Source organism: Gluconobacter sp. P5H9_a (genome assembly GCF_018812085.1).
Lineage (GTDB): Bacteria > Pseudomonadota > Alphaproteobacteria > Acetobacterales > Acetobacteraceae > Gluconobacter.
Genome location: NZ_JACRVW010000020.1, coordinates 1 through 17,234, shown reverse-complemented (window position 1 = coordinate 17,234; position 17,234 = coordinate 1). Strand labels below are relative to the sequence as shown.

The window sequence follows — 17,234 nt, the reverse complement described above, 5'->3', positions numbered from 1 at the left end:
GATAAGGCTTATCCATGCCGATTTCCGGCCCTGGATGCGGGGGGATTAAAGATTGCCGATAACTTTGATGCCGATGACCGTTGCGTTCGGAATGACTGACGTTTCTCCCGGTCGCATCTGGTATTCAAAAGAGGGTTGAAAGAGCAGGCCGGGCATAATGGGAACTCCGTAATAGGCTTCCAGCGTTGCCGTATGCGTCTGAGGGCCGTTTACGCCTGCGGGGAAGGGCAGGCCTGCGTCCTGAAGAAGGTGCTGCCCGAGCGTCAGGCGTTTGCTGATCTGATAATACGAATACATCACCCCAAAACGGTCGAGTGGGCGAAAAGGGATGATGCCAAGAAGCGAAGTTCCAACATAAAACTGATCAGAAAAGACCGAGACTTGCGGTGTATTATGAATGTAGCCCGCCATCAGGTAGCCTCCTGCCATCTGATGCAGGCCGTGGCTGCGATAGATCATCTGGTCAGCTTCAATATAAAATGTGTCGCGTGCCTGAGGCCTTTGCACCGCATATCGGAGGGCCATCGAGGAGGGGACCGAGCCAATCATGTCCGTAAAACCGCTGGTATCGTGGCCAAAGCCGAGTTTGTAGTGGCCCGGCAGCTTTCGTGGGCCGATAAAAGGCTCCCACGTCAGCTCGATGGGAAGCATGACGCCAGTCTGCTTCTCACTGCCCCAGGCCCATCCTGATGGATTGGATGTCAGGACGGAGGACGCGTAAACACCTGTTCTTAACGTCAGATCGCGTGTTGGACGCAGACGGATCGTGCCGCCCCATGTTGCCTTCGGATAGACGCTCCACCCTTGAACGCTTTTAATGCCTACTGGGGCTGAGCACTGGATCATGAAGGTGCATAAGAGCAGAGATGTGCCATAAGTATGTGTGAGGGTCAGGCGGCCCAGATTGATATTGATGCTGTTGTGACGGAAAGATTTTTCCACGTAGAAGTCTGCTAGATGTGCCGCCATATGGCCGGAAAGGCTGTAGACTTCAGACAGCAGAATTCGCCGCTCGCCGACGTGATCAAAGCTGATCTGTCGACCTGCTCGTTCCATTAAAACACCGTGCAGGATCCATCCATTCAGACCCAGCAGCTTGCCCAGATCGAAATTATTTACCAGCGTCAGTTCATGAGCGTACGACATGCCTTTGCTCAGACCGCCGCTCACATTAGCCAGAGCTTCCCCTTTATAAGCGAACTGGAATGTATAGCCCTGTTTAGCAAGCCACGCTCGTGCGGGTGCTACTTGTGGAACCAGATTACCGAATGCTTGAGCAGGTACGAAATACCCCGCAGAGAGGTCACGTTCCCGCAGGGCATCATCTCTGCGATTGAGGAGTGCAGACAGGCTTTCAGTATTAAAAAGGCTTTCAAGCTGATTAGGGTCGGAAAGATGTTCGGTCCTTTTGGTGGATGCCGCCACGGTATGTGATGCTTTTGCGTCGGAATGGAACGGCGTATCTCTGTCCGTTTGAAAGCTCGTTCCGGGGTGCTGTCGCATGGTTAATGCTGTATCAGGTGCACTTTCAGCAGAACTGGTGGCCATTAGGGCGATAAAGAGCATTGCACCTGCATACCAAATGGTCCCGGAGCGTCTTTTTGTCTTAACAACGGATAACGACGAAGGAAGATCTTTGGTAAAACCATGAAACATGACATTAATATTCCGTGTTATTCACAGATTATATTTATTTTTGATGTATTATTCGGTAATCGCGCCTCTATTATTTCGCGCGATATGCCGTGATGAAGTCTTTGTGGGTCGTTGAAGGATCAGCGTTCTCGCGCAAGTTTCTCAACACTGTCGGAGGTGATTTCCGAGATTGAGCGCGCGCCAGTCAAAATCATCGCAACACGGAGTTCTTTTTCGATGATGTCCAGCACATTCGCGACGCCGCGCTCTCCTGCTGCTGCGAGAGCGTAAACGAAGGCGCGCCCCAGCAGGACGGAATCAGCCCCACATGCAATCATTCGAGCAATATCCAGACCGCTGCGAATTCCTGAATCAGCAAGGATTTTCAGGTCACCCTTGACGGCATCTGCGATGGGAGGAAGGGCACGAATGGTTGAAAGGACACCGTCAAGTTGCCGTCCACCATGATTGGAGACAACGATACCGTCTGCCCCAAATTTTACAGCGTCTTTCGCGTCTTCAGGGTCCAAAATACCCTTAATGATCATTGGTCCTTCCCAGAAATCACGTATCCACTGCAAGTCTTTCCAGCTTATTGACGGATCGAAATTACCTGCCAGCCAACCAATGTAGTCTTCAAGCGCAGTGGGGGTGCCTCGATATGTCGAGATATTGCCCAGATCATGCGGGCGTCCACGCAAACCAACATCCCAAGCCCATTGCGGATGTGTCACCGCCTGAGCATAGCGACGCCATTTAGCCATCGGGCCGGACATGCCTGAATGAGCATCGCGGTAGCGCGCCCCCGGTGTTGGCATGTCTACCGTAAAGACGAGGGTGGTTACGCCTGCTGCTTTTGCGCGCTCCAAGGCATCACGCATGAAACCACGGTCTTTGAGCACATACAACTGGAACCAGATTGGTTCTCGAACTGCGGCTTGCACTTCCGCGATTGGACACACTGATACAGTGGAGAGGGTGAAAGGGATACCTTTGCGGCTTGCGGCCCGTGCTGCCTGAACTTCGCCGCGACGGGCATACATACCTGTTAGTCCCACCGGGGCAAGCGCGGCTGGAAAAGCAAGCTTACGCCCGAATATTTCGGTAGAAGTATCCAGGTCAGAGACGTTGCGAAGAATACGCTGTCTTAAAGCGAGATCTGCAAGGTCTGCAGTATTTCGTTTCAGCGTATGCTCCGCATATGATCCGCCATCAATGTAATGAAACAGGAAAGGAGGGATTTTCCGAGCGGCTGCTTTTCGGTAATCTGTCGCTGCTGAAATAATCATTGCAACTCTCCTTCGCGGATTTTGTCATTCCGCGTGCGCTTGGTTTTTTTTCTTAGATCCGTCTTTCTCACGGACTGCCTGGCGCATTGTCTGGAAGAGAAATGTCCTAACATCCATTCGCTTAAATTGGTGCTATCCATACTTTTTAGATATATAAAATAAACTTGTTATGAAATATCTATATATTATAAGGACTTAGGAGCATCGCGTACTGTGATTTCGGGTGTTATCAAAGAGGCGTGATTACTTTGAGTGTTCTAACTATTACGAAGATGAAAACCTTCGAAATCCTGTTTGATAACAGTCATTTCTTTTTGGTGAGGAAGAACAGGTTCTAATCTAACAGACTAAAGATTCTGCCCGGACACCTTCTGCTGTCAATGATGGCTATGTTCCGCGCATTTCAGTCTTGAACGCGGGGGCGCGGACCCATTCAGCGTGTCGATAGGGTTGGTTACTGTTATCCTTGCCATCGTACGCATGAGGTAAATTTGCTCTCAGGAATGTCCTATCCTGAGAACAGGGGGGCCGTCACGGCAGGATCTTTTCTATTATCAAGAAGATCGACACGAGAGTTATGCGACTATTAATGCACCTCAATCATTGAGATACTTCAGGCGAGTTCACGCAAAAGGGCATGAAACCGTGCGCTGGGCCCTGAAAGCTCAGGTTGGCTTGAGGCCAGTGCTATAGAGGCGCGAGGCATGGGGCCATCAATGGGATGAAATGTCGCACCTTCAGCATGGATCTGGCTGAGATAAGCTGGAACGATGGAAACGCCCATTCCGGCGGCTACCATGGGAACTGTCGCAGCAATCTGCGGTGTGGATTGACCAAGGCGAGGGGTGAAGCCTGCTTTCTGGCAAGCCGCGATGATAGCGTCATAAAAGCCTGGGCCAAGTTCGCGTTTGAAAATCAGGAACGGTTCGTCGGCCACAGCCGAAAGCGGGATACGGTCCTGCTGTGACAGTGGATGCCCTTTTGGAATGGCCAGAACGGTGGGCTCATCAAAGAGTGGGTGGAGAGTAATGCGCGGGTCCGGGGCTGGGGGGCGGACGATCGCGATGTCCAACCGGTGTTCATGCAGGGCCTCGCAAAGTGCAGGGGTGTTGCTCTCGTCTAAGGTGATGACGATGTCGGGCCAGCGTTCCCGAAAGAGGCGGATGGCCCGAGGAATAAGGGGCAGGAGGGCGACGGCGCCGGCCATGCCGAGACGTAGTCGCCCTTGTTCGCCTCGTGCCAGGCCTCCCGCCAGCAGATAAAATTCGCGTTCCATTGCAAGAATATGCTGTGCCTTCGCGAGGAGCTGTATGCCGCTATCGGTCAAGGTGGCACCGCGTCTGGAACGATGAAACAGGGAAAGGCCGAGTTCCGCTTCCAGTGCTTTGATCTGCTGACTGAGCGGCGGCTGCTCGATGTGCAGGGCTTCGGCTGCACGAGTAAAACTCCCGTGATCCGCAATGGCAACGAAGTAACGTAAATGGCGTAGGTCCATGATCCATACGTATCATATATGGAAATGCATTCAACTATATATTGGACTTTATCCAGCAGTCTGCCGAGAGTCGTGACAGACACTCCTCAGAGGATTTCGTGATGAGCTTTACTGTTGGACATTATCTCGCTGAACGGCTGACGCAGATCGGTCTGAAAGACCATTTTGCCGTCGCGGGAGACTATAACCTCGTCCTGCTGGATCAGCTTCTCGAACATGGCGGCATGCGTCAGATCTACAGCTGTAATGAGCTGAATTGCAGTTTTTCCGCAGAAGGTTATGCGCGGGCTAAAGGGGCAGCAGCAGCTGTCGTGACGTTTAGCGTAGGCGCTATTTCTGCCATGAATGGCCTCGGTGGATCTTATGCCGAGAACTTGCCCGTTATCGTGATTTCCGGTGCGCCCAATACCAACGATTATGGCTCGGGGCGGGTGCTGCATCATACGATCGGCACGACGGACTATAACTACCAGCTCGAAATGGTACGGCACGTCACCTGCGCAGCCGAAAGCATCACGGATGCGGAGTCCGCTCCAGCCAAAATCGATCACGTGATCCGCACGGCTCTGCGTGAGAAGAAGCCAGCTTATCTGGAAATTTCCTGCAACGTGGCTGCGGCTCCTTGTGCCCGCCCTGGTCCGGTGGACTCTCTGCTGTCTTATCCGGCTCCGGACGAGGTCAGCTTGAAGGCCGCTCTCAAGGAGAGCGAAGAGTTTCTTGCGCATCGCGAAAAGGTTGTCATCCTTGTCGGCAGTAAACTGCGTGCGGCTGAAGCACTTGAGGAAACTGTGGCTCTGGCCGACAAACTCGGTTGCGCAGTTACGATCATGAGCGCGGCCAAAAGCTTCTTTCCGGAAACACATCCGGGTTTCCGCGGCGTGTATTGGGGCGAAGTTAGCAGCCCGGGTGCTGAAGAGGTCGTCAAAAGTGCAGATGGCGTCATCACCCTGGCGCCTGTCTGGAACGATTATTCCTCCGTGGGCTGGAATGACCTGATCCGTGGTGAAAACGTTCTGGAGGTCAATCCGGACCGTGTGACGGTTAACGGCAAGACGTTCGAAGGCTTCCGTCTGAAAGAGTTCGTCAAGGCTCTGACGACACAAGCTCCCCATAAGCCTGCATCTCTGACCGGAAGCTACGAGCCGGTTGTTCTGCCGACGGCCAATCCGACCGCCCCGCTGACGAATGACGAAATGACGCGTCAGATCAATGCTTTGGTGGATGGCAACACGACGCTGTTTGCAGAGACTGGTGATTCCTGGTTCAACGCGACCCGGATGCACCTTCCTGAAGGTGCGCGTGTTGAATCTGAAATGCAGTGGGGCCACATCGGCTGGTCCGTACCTTCCGTTTTCGGGAATGCGGCGGGTTCACCTGAGCGTCAGCACGTTCTGATGGTCGGTGATGGCTCGTTCCAGCTTACGGCTCAGGAAGTCGCACAGATGGTTCGGTATGAACTGCCGGTTATCATCTTCCTGGTTAATAATTATGGCTATGTCATTGAAATCAAGATTCATGATGGGCCGTACAACTACATCCAGAACTGGGATTATGCCGCGCTGGTTAACGTCTTCAACGGTGGTGTGCCGGGTGAAGCAAGCGGCAAGTCTGGCCTCGGCTTAAAAGCCACCACTGGTGAGGAGCTGGCTGAAGCCATTGAAAAGGCTAAAAAGAACACCCGTGGACCGACCCTGATCGAATGCAAGCTCGACCGGACGGATTGCACGGATGCGCTCGTTGCGTGGGGCAAGCGCGTAGCCGCTGCCAATTCCCGCAAGCCACAGCGCAGCTGAAGGCACAGATCTGAAATGAAAAAGCCAGAGCCTTTGGGGGCTCTGGCTTTTTTTTATGTCATCTGAGCCTATCGGGGTTTGTAGACATAAGGCACTAACATCAGGTTGTGCGATTTCAGAGAAGGTAATTTCCTGATGGACGGAAGGATATTTGTGCGGAGTATTGGGGCGTGAATAGTAATATTTCAGAAAAAGTCGGAGCTGACATACGTTCCGCATCTCGCATTTTGTTTGCGATAATTATTTTTTTTGTGGGTGTCGCTCTTTTAATAGGGGGAATACGTCTTACGCTGTTGGGAGGATCCTTTTATTATTTTGTCGCGGGTTTTGCCTATGTCGCTATTGGCATTCTCATGTTTCTGCGACAGCGTCTGGCTCTGCCCTTAACGGCAGTGGTCTTTCTCGCAACACTTCTCTGGGCTTTAGTAGATACGCCGGAAATCGGTTACTGGGCTTTGCTACCGCGCCTGACGGTTCCAGCGGTTCTCTGTGTGCTCGGGTTGTGGGGAACAGTAACGCTTACAAATGTCAGCTCAGTCGCTCGTAAGGCCGGAGTTTTCGGTGGTGCAGGTCTTGTGCTTGCTCTTGTGGTCACGCTGCTTGAAGCCTTTACGCCACATGGCGCCATCCATAACGAAAGTGATGTCGCGAGCCGTACGAAAGATGTCGTCGCGAGTGAAAATGTGCCAGATGATTGGGCATATTTCGGCCGAAACGCGCATGGCACGCGTTACGTTCCGTACACGGCAATCACGCCGGAGAACGTAAGCCATCTGAAGGTTGCCTGGGTGTATCACACGGGGCGCCGCGTGACCGGAAGCGGTACGGGCGTTGATGAGAATACGCCGCAGCAGATCGGGAATGTTCTTTATTCCTGCACGCCGGAAAACAAGGTTGCCGCGATTGAGGGCGATACAGGTCATGCCCTATGGACTTTTGATCCGCATGCCCATTCCGCAGAGCATGTCAGTTGCCGTGGTGTCGGTTATTATGACACGGACAGGGATCTGACGCTGACAGCCGAAGAGAAGTCCGTCGATCCGGATGCGCCTTGCCGTCAGAGCGTTATTGTAAACACGGTTGATGCCCGCCTGATCGCACTGGATGCGCACACTGGCAAGCTGTGTCCGAAATTTGGTGACAATGGTATTGTCGATTTGAAGCCTCGCATGGGGCCAGTTGAAAACGGCAAACGGTATCACCCTACAGGTATCCCGGTAATCATGGGTCACACGACGGTTATTGGTGGCTGGGTGCGCGATATTGTGCATGGCGAGCCGTCAGGTGCCGTGCGAGCTTTCGATGTGCGTACGGGTGCTCAGACGTGGGCGTGGGATGTCGGTGATCCAGATAATGCCAACGCGGCAGATCCATCCAAGACTTACACACTGGAAACGCCGAATGTCTGGACTATTCCGACATATGACCGGGACCTGAACCTTGTTTATCTGCCGACGGGTGGGGGGCCGCCGGATTACTGGGGTGGTGATCGCAGTGCGGTGAAAGAAAAGTTCGGCGCAGCAATCGTTGCAGTTGATGCGGCTACCGGGCAGACAAAATGGGTGTTCCAAACGGTTCATCATGATGTCTGGGATTATGATATTCCCTCACAGCCGGTGCTCTACGATGTAAGTAATTCCCGGGGAGAGAAGGTTCCTGCTCTGATCCAGACGACCAAGACGGGTAATATCTTTGTCGTAGACCGTCGCACCGGGGTGCCGGTGACGGATGTGGTCGAGAAGAGCGTACCGCTGCAAGGAGCGGCGGACGACGAGCATCTGGCTAAGACGCAGCCATTCTCTGTCGGAATGCCCGGGATCGGCAATAAGCCGCTCAGTGAAAATTCGATGTGGGGCGTGAGTACGTTTGATCAGCTTTACTGCCGTATCATGTTCCGCAACTCTGTCTATGAAGGTCCGTTCACACCGCCTGGCGAGAAACCTTACATCGAGTATCCGAGCCTTCTTGGCGGGATGAACTGGGGTGGTATTGCCATCGACGAGGCACGAGGCCTGATGTTTGTGAACGATATGCGCGTGCCCTTGCGCATGATGCTCGTGAACGAAAAGAATGCTTCCCACTACACGATTTCAATGGACGAGGTGCCGGGCTTCATGGGGACGTTGCGGCCACAGGTTGCTGGTTCTTATCGTGGTGTACGGATTGATATCTTGCAGTCTCCGCTCGCTGTGCCGTGCAACACGCCACCGTTTGGAACAATGAATGCCATTGACCTGCATACGAAAAAGCTACTGTGGCAGGTTCCGCTGGGAACGGTGAAAGATACAGGGCCCATGGGTTTGAAGACTCATATGGCGGTGCCGATGGGCCTCCCGACCCTTGGAGGGCCGACGGTAACGGCGTCTGGGATAGTGTTCTTTGCGGGCACGCAGGATTATTATCTTCGGGCGCTGAACTCGCTGACGGGTAAGGAGCTTTGGAAAGCTCGTCTGCCGGCGGGTGCGCCTGCGGCTCCTCTCGTGTTTCGTTCTCCGAAAAGCGGTAAAGAATATGTCGTGATTTCGGCGGGTGGCATGAGCCATTCGCCTGATGTAAGCGATGAGATTATCGCCTATGCGCTGCCAGATGGGGAAGGGAAGTAACTCATTTGGGACGTTGTCTTGGGAAAATAACTCCCAAGACAACTCATTAAAAATTCGTATCGATCAAGGGTTAGCCTGTTATTGCTAAATTCCTGAAGTTGAAAAATTTTTCCAAAAAACCATAGAAATTTTAGACATTGTGCGTATTTTTGTGATTGCTTAGTCGTACCCGGTATGACGAGAATGAAATGCTAACCATCTAGGTTAGCAGCACGTAACTGCTCTCAAACTACCTTACGGATCAGCCCTTCAAGCCAGCCAACACCTGCATCGTACTCCGATTTGCGCGGTAGCAGCATCCGCACCTCATGGGCTCCAAAAACCTCTGGCAGAGAAGAAATCCGTAGCCCATTCGTCATGAGAAAAAATTCAGCGATATAATCAGGAACAATCGCAATGGTGTCTGGCTGACAGAGGAAGGTCGGCAGGTGCCCGAAAGACGGCACAATCGTCCTCACAGTGCGCCGAATGCCCATGCTCCGCAGCCGATGATCGAAAATACTGTGCCGTAATGCGGTCTCAACCAACACATGACGACAGCGCTCCAGATCTTCAGGTGTCATCTGCTCGGGTAAAATACAGAAATCCGCATGCCAGACACAGACAAACCGGAATGATCCGAGAGGTGACGAGACACAGTCAGGTCGCGTGAGGGAACTGATAGTCAGAGCCATATCAATCTCTCGCCGCCCCAGGGCCCCGTCCAGAACCGGAGCCGAAACGGTGCGAAACGTCAGCGTGATATCCGGCGCCTCAGCCGACAGACGTGCAACAAGCCGTCCCCCCAGTGCATAATCCAGCCCCCCATCGCTTCCAATTATGAAGAAGCGGGACGAAGACGCCGGATCGAACTGCCCTCGCAGCCCTAGCGAGGAGCGCAGAGAAGACACGTTCATTTCAAGCGTTTCTGCAATTGCCACCGCATGCGCCGTTGGCTGCATTCCATACCGTGTGCGCACGAAAAGCTCGTCGCCGCACGCTTCGCGCAAACGCCGCAATGCCGAACTGACAGCCGGTTGCGTCAAAGACAGCCGTTCTGCTGCACGGCTGACACTGCGCTCATGCCACAGGGCTAGAAACACATGAGCCAGATTAAGATCGATCCGCGATATATTATTCATCGGATTTATAGCTAACAGCAAAAATTAAAATTTGACCACAACGTTCTGACAAAGCAACGATCTGTTTCGCCTCTTCCCCTCCCGTTACACAGGAGCATCACGTGCGGAAAACCAACGGATTTCTGGCCGTTCTTCTTGCTTCTTCCGTCTCGCTACCCGACCCGGCGGATGCCCGTCCAACCCATAAGAAAGTGCCTTCGCACCGGCCCGCCGCTGCGAGCGCCGCAGTATCTTCTAAAGCCGCTGCGAAACCGAAGCCACAGCATCCCTTCAGCGCAGCCGGCACGGAAATGGTCGAAGTACATGCTGGCATGCGAACCGCCAACGGCGTCACTAACACTACCCCCGGCGGTGGCCTCATGGCTCGCCAGACCGCCGCACGGGCTCAAAGCACCATTACGCGCGACTTTATCGCCAAACAGTCCCCTACAAGCAACGCTATCGCCATGATCTCGGCTCTGCCGGGTGTCATCTCTGCTAGCACCGACCCGCTGGGTCAGTCGAGCACCGCGATGTCCATCCGTGGCCTGCAACAGGCCGAAATCGGTTTCCTGTATGAGGGAATTCCTCTCAACGATTCGATCAACTACACGCCCTATACTCAGGCTATGGTGGACACAGACAACATCCAATCCGTGACTGTCGCACAGGGTGCGCCAGATATCGGCGCGCCCGTCTATAACGACGTGGGTGGTCTCGTCACCGTCGCCCTGCGCGGGCCGCAGGACAGGAGAGGAGGGAGCGTCGATTTCAGTTTCGGATCCAAATCACTCCAGCGCGAATATATTCGCCTCGATACAGGTGAAATCGGCCATAGCGGTGTCAAAGCCTTTGCCTCGTTCTCCTCCACGACCAACAACCAGTGGCGCGGCTCAGGTCAGTTCAGGAAATTCCATGTTGATTCAAAAATTATCAAGGAATGGGGCACCGGCAGTAGCGCAGGCCTCACTTTTTCTTATGACAATTGGCAGCAGGCGAGCTACCGCCCCCTGACCATGGCCCAGTGGAAACAATACGGAAACTCCTTCAATTATACGAAGGAATACTGGCCTGGGAACACCAGCTGGGTCGGCCTGCGGCAGTATCAGAGACGTTCCACAGTGCTGATCGCTCCAGTGAAGCTGAAACTTAGTGAACACGTCAACCTCGACCTGACCCCCGCCTATATGAACTATTCCGAGTTCTATTATGGGGGCGTTACGATCAAAAACAGCGGATCATATTTTGGAAACCAGCGTATCGCTGACCTGAATATGCCGTACCAGACCAACGGCGTCACAACTGCTTCCAGCATCAATCCGGTGCCGCAGAAAACCGGCTTCCTGAACACCGCCGTGACTTGGAAAGCTGGACATAACACCTTTCGCGCCGGTTATATCTATAATTATATTGCGCTCGAAGAGCCTATTTATTATGCGCCTGTTAATTACACCGGCGGCATCGTCAATAATTACAGTAAATATATGGTCACCATGCCGAATGGTCAGCAATACCGGACCCTCGACATGAACTTCAAACACCAGATGAACGAAATCTTCGTCGATGACACGTTGAAATTGCTTGATGACAAACTAACGCTCAACGCTGGTCTACGTTACCTGATGATAACCCGCTGGAATACGAACCTTATTCCCGGTGTCACGAAATACAAGGTCGGAGCCAGCTATGCCCAGCCTTTGCCACAGGTCTCTATCAGCTATCAGCTTACGCCGCACGATCAGATCTATGTCGATGGAACAACAGCCTATCGTGCCCCGGCCTCGGTGCAGGTATACGGCGAGGTATTCTCTACCAATAGTCCGAACCCCGCGTCGAAGCAGGCGTCCCTCAAGGGCGAATACTCTATCGGCGAGGAAATTGGTTACCGCCATTACGGCCTCGTCAATGTGGCGGTTTCTCTGTTCAACTACAACATCACCAACAACCAGATCACCTCATCGCAATACATCAACGGCATCCCGTTGCCATCACCGATCGAGGCTGGTGGCAAAACCTCTCGTGGCGCACAGGGTGAAATCGGTCTGCGCCCATGGCATCACTGGAGCCCCTATGTTTCCGCCCAGTATCTCCACGCTACGACAGACAACAATATCGCCTCAGGCCTCGACTACCTGCCGACAAAAGGGAAACGCGCCGTCCAAAGTCCGGAATTTTCCGCTGCCGCCGGGATATCCTATGACGACAGTCATATCTTCGGAAATTTTGTCTTCAACTACGTTAGCTCCCAGTATTCTACTCTCATGAATGACGAAAAAATTCCCGGTTACGAAACTGCCAATATTACCATGGGATATCGCATGAACACTATTGGCTTCGTGCAACATCCGCAATTCCAGCTCAACGTCGTTAATATCGGCGCTAAAAACTATTTGTCCGGATTCCAGAGTATTTCCAACAATGCGAAAGCCACGCGCGGCGTCTACGGCACAACCATTGCCGGATCATCTCCGCTCTATCTCAGTGCCGGTGGCCTCGCCGTCGTCGCCTCCCTTAGCGCCGGATTTTAGTAGGCCCTAACCCCATTAGACCGCTTAACGGAGATTTGCTCGATGTTTTACATTCGTTCCGCCCTATTCGTTTCAACCTGCCTCGCTCTGTCTGCCGTGACCTCCTCAGCCCAAGCCACACCGGGCTGGCCAAACGATGAAGGACGCGGCTCCTGCGCCGTAACAAAGAAGATCGATGTGCCCGCAAGGATGCGTGACGGAACCGTCCTCCGTGCTGATGTTTATACGCCGAAAACTGCCGAAAAAGTGCCGGTTCTGCTTATGCGGACGCAGTATGGAAAGAGCGCCGCTCAAATCCAGCCGGCCCGCTATCAGACCCCTGAATGGTTTGCCTCGCACTGCTACGTCGTCGTCGTGCAGGATATCCGTGGGCAGGGAAAATCTGATGGCACGTTTTACGAATATCGCTACGATCGGAATGACGGCTACGATACCGTTCAGTGGGCCTCCACACTCCCTGGTGCGGACGGGCAAGTCGCCATGTACGGATCTTCGTATGTCGGCGCCACCCAGTGGCTGGCCGCCACCGCGTCTCCCCCTGCTTTGAAAGCCATCGTCCCTTCCAATACAGGTGATGATTATTATGACGGCTGGACCTACGAGGATGGCGCCTTTCGCCTCGCTTTCATTGAACCTTGGATGCTCGACACCATCGCTTCGTCTGCCGCCGCAAACCGTGGCGATAAAAAACTCTCGAAATCGCTCTATGCAGACGGCAAAAATGCCTCTGTCTGGATGCCATACACCCCTTACGGCAGCTTTCCGCCTCTCCACCCCGACAAACCGGAAGTCGCTCCGTATTTCTACGACGCAGTCGCTCATTCTACCCGCGACAGCTATTGGGAAGCTTTCCAGATCCGTACCCATTACGACCGCGTAAAAGTTCCCGTCCTTGCCTTCGATGGCTGGTATGATTCCTTCCTCAATGGCGCTGTCAACAATTTCAACGGAATGCGTACCGACGGTGGAACGCCGGAAGCCCGCGAAAACCAACGTCTCGTTATAGGTCCTTGGGAACATATCGGCTGGGGACGCCCCAACGGCACCATCAGCCCACGTTTAAAAGACATCGGCGCTGTCGCCAACAGTCCTGTCAACGAACTGACCGTACAGTTTCTCGATCACGTTCTGAAAGGTCATGCCAACGGCTATTCTGACGGCCCGCGGGTCGATTACTTCACCATGGGTGAAAACCGCTGGCATACCGCGAAATCCTTTCCTATCGAAGGCACTCAATACGTCACCTGGTATCTTGGCAGCGCGGGGCGGGCGAATTCTTCAATGGGCGATGGCTCTCTCTCCACAAGGCCGGTAAAAAAAACCGCGACCTCCGACCAGTTTACCTATGATCCGGCAAATCCCGTCCCCAGCGTGGGCGGCCACTCCTGCTGCTCCTGGACATCCGGCCCACAAGGCCAGTTCGACCAATCCGCCATCGAACAGCGGCCCGATATCCTCATCTATACAAGTCCCGTCCTCGAAAATCCCGTAAACGTAACCGGCCCGATCACGGTTGACCTCTTTGCCAGCACGGATGCGAAAGATACGGATTTTACCGCCAAACTCGTTGATGTTGCGCCGGACGGGCGCGCCATTAACCTCAATAATGGCATCATCCGAGCCAGTTACCGGGACTCCCTGAGCAATCCAACTGCGATCGTTCCTGGTCAGATCTATGAATATCACATCAAAGTTTGGCCGACTTCCAACCTCTTCAAAGCCGGTCACAAAATCCGTCTGGAAATTTCATCGAGCGACTATCCGCAATTCGCCCCCAATCCGAATACCGGCGAACCCTTGGGTACCGCCACCACCAGAGTCATCGCCCATCAGACCATCTGGCACGATAGAGCCCACCTTTCATCCGTGATGCTGCCTATCCTCTCGGCTGCTATCGCTGGAGACGCCGCCGACCACGCCCCACAGAACTGACTTTTCCCAAACAGCGGGCTGTTCAAAACAGCCTGCTTAAAAGATAAAATCTTGAGGCTTTTTCATAAGAAGCCTCAAGAAAAATGAAGATTTCGAATACCCATTGATTGAAGCTCTTGGTGCCTGATTTTGGGCATCAAGGACGATGATTTCGGTTTCTGTGTGACGGGTTTCACTTTTCGTTGCGAGCAGAAAGGGGGGGCTCATTCGGAAGCTTTTGGTCGGTCACGCGGCGGCTTTACGAGCAAAATCGATCCCTGATGTGATAGTCAGGGATGCCGTCCTGGCTTTGTCCTCCCTAGAGAGCAAGTCTCAGACGACAAAAGCCACAGACGCTCTGATAAAGGTGTCAGCCCCCAACCCGAGAGCCATGCGGGCCAACCAGACCTGTGACAGCGACAGTTTTCGCTAGGCTCTGCTGATCCACGGGATCGTGCCGGTTATTCCCTCACGCAAAGGCCGCAACGCTCCCCAGAAAACAGACTGGAAATGCTATCAGGACCGTAACCGCATCGAACGCATGTTCAAGCTGATGCGGCGTATCGTAACCCGATATGACAAGACTGCTTTGTCTTTCAGGAGCGTCCTCAATCTCGCTGTGCAGGCTTTGGATCAGGTCTTTTGCTAATATGATCTAGTAAAACCGTATTTTTCTAATCTCAAAGGCGCGTCAGCATGAGGTGATGTTGCAGACTCTGTACCCTGAGATGATGAGCACCGGGCTTAATTCTGAGTCAGCCTCGGTACTTCGCCCACCTCTCAGAAAAGATCAAATTAAGATCTCTGTGTTTTAATCCGAATCCAGTACCTATGAGAATCTTAAAATAATCATCTAACGAGAATTATTTTCATAACAAAAAGAATGATCAGGGGGAGCTTTCAACAAACCCTTAGATCTAAAAAATCATGATTATTTCTATATTTTTTATGTCCACTGTCTTTTTTTGGGAAGCGTTGGGACTGAATTTCATAAAATAAACGTTAATAAATCTCGTTATACTCAGGAGAAAAAAGCTTGAATTCATACTCGGAGAGTGTTTGTTTTTTCCTCTCCTTGTAGCTGTCCACACAAAAATGACGGGCAATTGCAGTGAAGAAGTTTAGGTGGCCAGAGCGTGCACGCTTTCACATTGCACTTCATGGCTGACGATTGAGGATGGACACGCGATGGCGACTTACAACGTTTCTTCCGGGCAGGTGGTCTCGAATACCCTCGTTTACGGGGATGTAGAAACCGTTTCGAGCGGCGGTGTCACTCAGGACCAGCACAATGGCGGTCAGCGATATGTGCTCTCGGGCGGTGTCGTCCGTAACGGCGTGGTCAGTAGTGGCGGTAAGGACTATATCTCCAGCGGTGGTTCCTCCTATCAAGGCGTCATTCAGGAAGGTGGCATCCGGTATGTTTCCGGAGGCGGAACAGTCAATAATCCCTATATCGCAAGCGGCGGCACTGTCAGCGCTGCGAGCGGTGCTACGGTTCTCGCAGTCAATGCGTTCAGCGGCGGCGTTCTGAGCGCCGCAAATGGCGCGATTATTAGTGGCGGGAATGTAGCCACTGGCGCGTCTGTTACGGCAAATTCAGGTACGCTTCTCGAAGGAACGATCAACGTTTCCTCCGGCTCTACCGTGACAAACGGTACACTTACCGGCTCTGGCGCGGCCCTAAGTGCTTATACTGGGTCCCTCATCAGCGGCGTCAGTGTCGGCAGTAGTGCTCGTCTATATCTGGGTGCCGGGGCTACAGGATCTGCTAACAAGGTCAACGGCGGTACGCTGGAAATCGCTAGTGGTGCAAGCCCTAGCAACAATGGATTTGGCAGCGGCACCGGTGGAACCATTATTATCGACAGTGGTGTAACCTGGAGCAATAACAATGTTGGCAGCCTGGGTGTTACCTCTGGTAACACGCTGATTATTCAGAGTGGGGCATCAATTTCCGGAACGCCTCTCTCTGCGGGCGGTACAACCATCATTTCTTCTGGTGCCACCCTTATTGGTACGCAGACCGTCATTTCTGGCGCCAATCTCTACATCAATACCGTGAATTCAGGCGCAACAGTTAATGTGCGCGACGGGGCTGTTGTCTCAGGTCTCGCAACAGTTGCCAGTGCGGGCGTTCTGAGCGCTACCAGCAGCTACTTTTATAGTGGCACTGTAACCAACTATGGTACGATTTATGGTGGAACCCTATCAGGTTCTGCGCAGTTGATCGCTTCGGGGTCCGGTGCGAACTCTGTAACGTCGGGCGTTTCTATTCAAAGCGGTGCACGACTCTACCTAGGCTCTGGGGCTACAGGATCTGCTAACAAGGTCAATGGCGGTACGCTGGAAATCGCGAGCGGCGCCAATCCCAGCAATAATGGATTTGGCAGCGGTGCAGGCGGAACCATCATTATTGATAGCGGTGCCGTCTGGAGCAATAATAATGTTGCCAGCCTGGGCGTCACTTCGGGCAATACAGTGGTCATCCAAAGCGGTGCGACCGTTTCTGGCACCGTCATTTCAGCCGGTGGTACGACCGTTATTTCTTCCGGTGGCCTGATTGCAGGAACTCAAACTGTTTCCTCCGGCGGTACGCTCGTTTTGAATAGCACTGCAGGAACTGGTAGTATCCTGCTTTCTGGTGATGGTGCGAACCTGGTTATCAGTGGCACGACCATGCCGACGAATACCATTTCGGGCTGGTCGCCCACAGACACGATTGAGCTGGCGTCCATCCCGCAGGCCAGCGTCACCAGTGTCAGCACAACGGCGAGTGGCATCACGTTCTACACCACCGGTGGCACGTATTCGCTGAACGTGCCGAACGCCAGCACGTATGGCTATACCCTGTCGTCTGACAGCAATGGCGGTCTGGTC

The 17,234-nt window shown here is 53.2% G+C and carries 10 protein-coding genes; 6 read left to right on the top strand and 4 right to left on the bottom strand.

The features are described from left to right. Window positions 1-45: 45 nt before the first annotated feature. From KP708_RS14000 to KP708_RS13990, 3 genes are all read right to left on the bottom strand, one after another. Entirely contained in the window at window positions 46-1,566 is a 1,521-nt protein-coding gene (locus KP708_RS14000; RefSeq protein WP_252347589.1) for a carbohydrate porin, read from the bottom strand. A gap of 209 nt (window positions 1,567-1,775) precedes the next feature. After that, window positions 1,776-2,924 (bottom strand): FMN-dependent L-lactate dehydrogenase LldD, encoded by a 1,149-nt coding sequence (gene lldD, locus KP708_RS13995; protein ID WP_215751341.1) that lies wholly within the window; start codon window positions 2,922-2,924, stop codon window positions 1,776-1,778. Window positions 2,925-3,537: 613 nt separating this feature from the next. Further along, window positions 3,538-4,419, bottom strand: coding sequence for a LysR family transcriptional regulator (locus KP708_RS13990; protein WP_215751340.1), 882 nt, complete (start codon window positions 4,417-4,419; stop codon window positions 3,538-3,540). 101 nt (window positions 4,420-4,520) lie between these two features. Here KP708_RS13990 and KP708_RS13985 point away from each other — a divergent pair, with 101 nt between their 5' ends. Continuing rightward, on the top strand, window positions 4,521-6,212 hold the full coding sequence (locus tag KP708_RS13985) for an alpha-keto acid decarboxylase family protein (protein ID WP_215751339.1): 1,692 nt from the start codon (window positions 4,521-4,523) through the stop codon (window positions 6,210-6,212). A gap of 170 nt (window positions 6,213-6,382) precedes the next feature. Next, window positions 6,383-8,815 carry a membrane-bound PQQ-dependent dehydrogenase, glucose/quinate/shikimate family gene (locus KP708_RS13980; protein ID WP_215751338.1) on the top strand — a complete coding sequence of 811 codons (2,433 nt, stop codon included), beginning with the start codon at window positions 6,383-6,385 and terminating at the stop codon, window positions 8,813-8,815. A gap of 224 nt (window positions 8,816-9,039) precedes the next feature. Here the strand turns inward: KP708_RS13980 and KP708_RS13975 are convergent, their stop codons facing one another. After that, a complete protein-coding gene (locus KP708_RS13975; protein ID WP_215751337.1) occupies window positions 9,040-9,936 on the bottom strand; it encodes a LysR family transcriptional regulator in 897 nt (298 codons plus the stop codon). A gap of 101 nt (window positions 9,937-10,037) precedes the next feature. On the opposite strand from KP708_RS13975, the gene KP708_RS13970 reads away from it, so the two are divergent. From KP708_RS13970 to KP708_RS13955, 4 genes are all read left to right on the top strand, one after another. Beyond that, window positions 10,038-12,443, top strand: a complete 2,406-nt coding sequence (locus KP708_RS13970) for a TonB-dependent receptor (protein ID WP_215751336.1) — start codon at window positions 10,038-10,040, stop codon at window positions 12,441-12,443. Window positions 12,444-12,485: 42 nt separating this feature from the next. Beyond that, window positions 12,486-14,375 carry a CocE/NonD family hydrolase gene (locus KP708_RS13965; protein ID WP_215751335.1) on the top strand — a complete coding sequence of 630 codons (1,890 nt, stop codon included), beginning with the start codon at window positions 12,486-12,488 and terminating at the stop codon, window positions 14,373-14,375. Window positions 14,376-14,808: 433 nt separating this feature from the next. Then, complete coding sequence (locus KP708_RS13960; RefSeq protein ID WP_215751334.1) at window positions 14,809-15,003, top strand: transposase; 195 nt, start codon at window positions 14,809-14,811, stop codon at window positions 15,001-15,003. Window positions 15,004-15,542: 539 nt separating this feature from the next. After that, a partial coding sequence (locus KP708_RS13955; RefSeq protein ID WP_371822796.1) for a beta strand repeat-containing protein occupies window positions 15,543-17,234 on the top strand: 1,692 nt, incomplete at its 3' end.

Coding starts and splice junctions, on each gene's coding strand:
- KP708_RS13975 (WP_215751337.1), bottom strand. CDS start 9,936: ATGAATAATATATCGCGGATCGATCTTAATCTGGCTCATGTGTTTCTA.
- KP708_RS14000 (WP_252347589.1), bottom strand. CDS start 1,566: ATGCTCTTTATCGCCCTAATGGCCACCAGTTCTGCTGAAAGTGCACCT.
- lldD (WP_215751341.1), bottom strand. CDS start 2,924: ATGATTATTTCAGCAGCGACAGATTACCGAAAAGCAGCCGCTCGGAAA.
- KP708_RS13990 (WP_215751340.1), bottom strand. CDS start 4,419: ATGGACCTACGCCATTTACGTTACTTCGTTGCCATTGCGGATCACGGG.
- KP708_RS13985 (WP_215751339.1), top strand. CDS start 4,521: ATGAGCTTTACTGTTGGACATTATCTCGCTGAACGGCTGACGCAGATC.
- KP708_RS13965 (WP_215751335.1), top strand. CDS start 12,486: ATGTTTTACATTCGTTCCGCCCTATTCGTTTCAACCTGCCTCGCTCTG.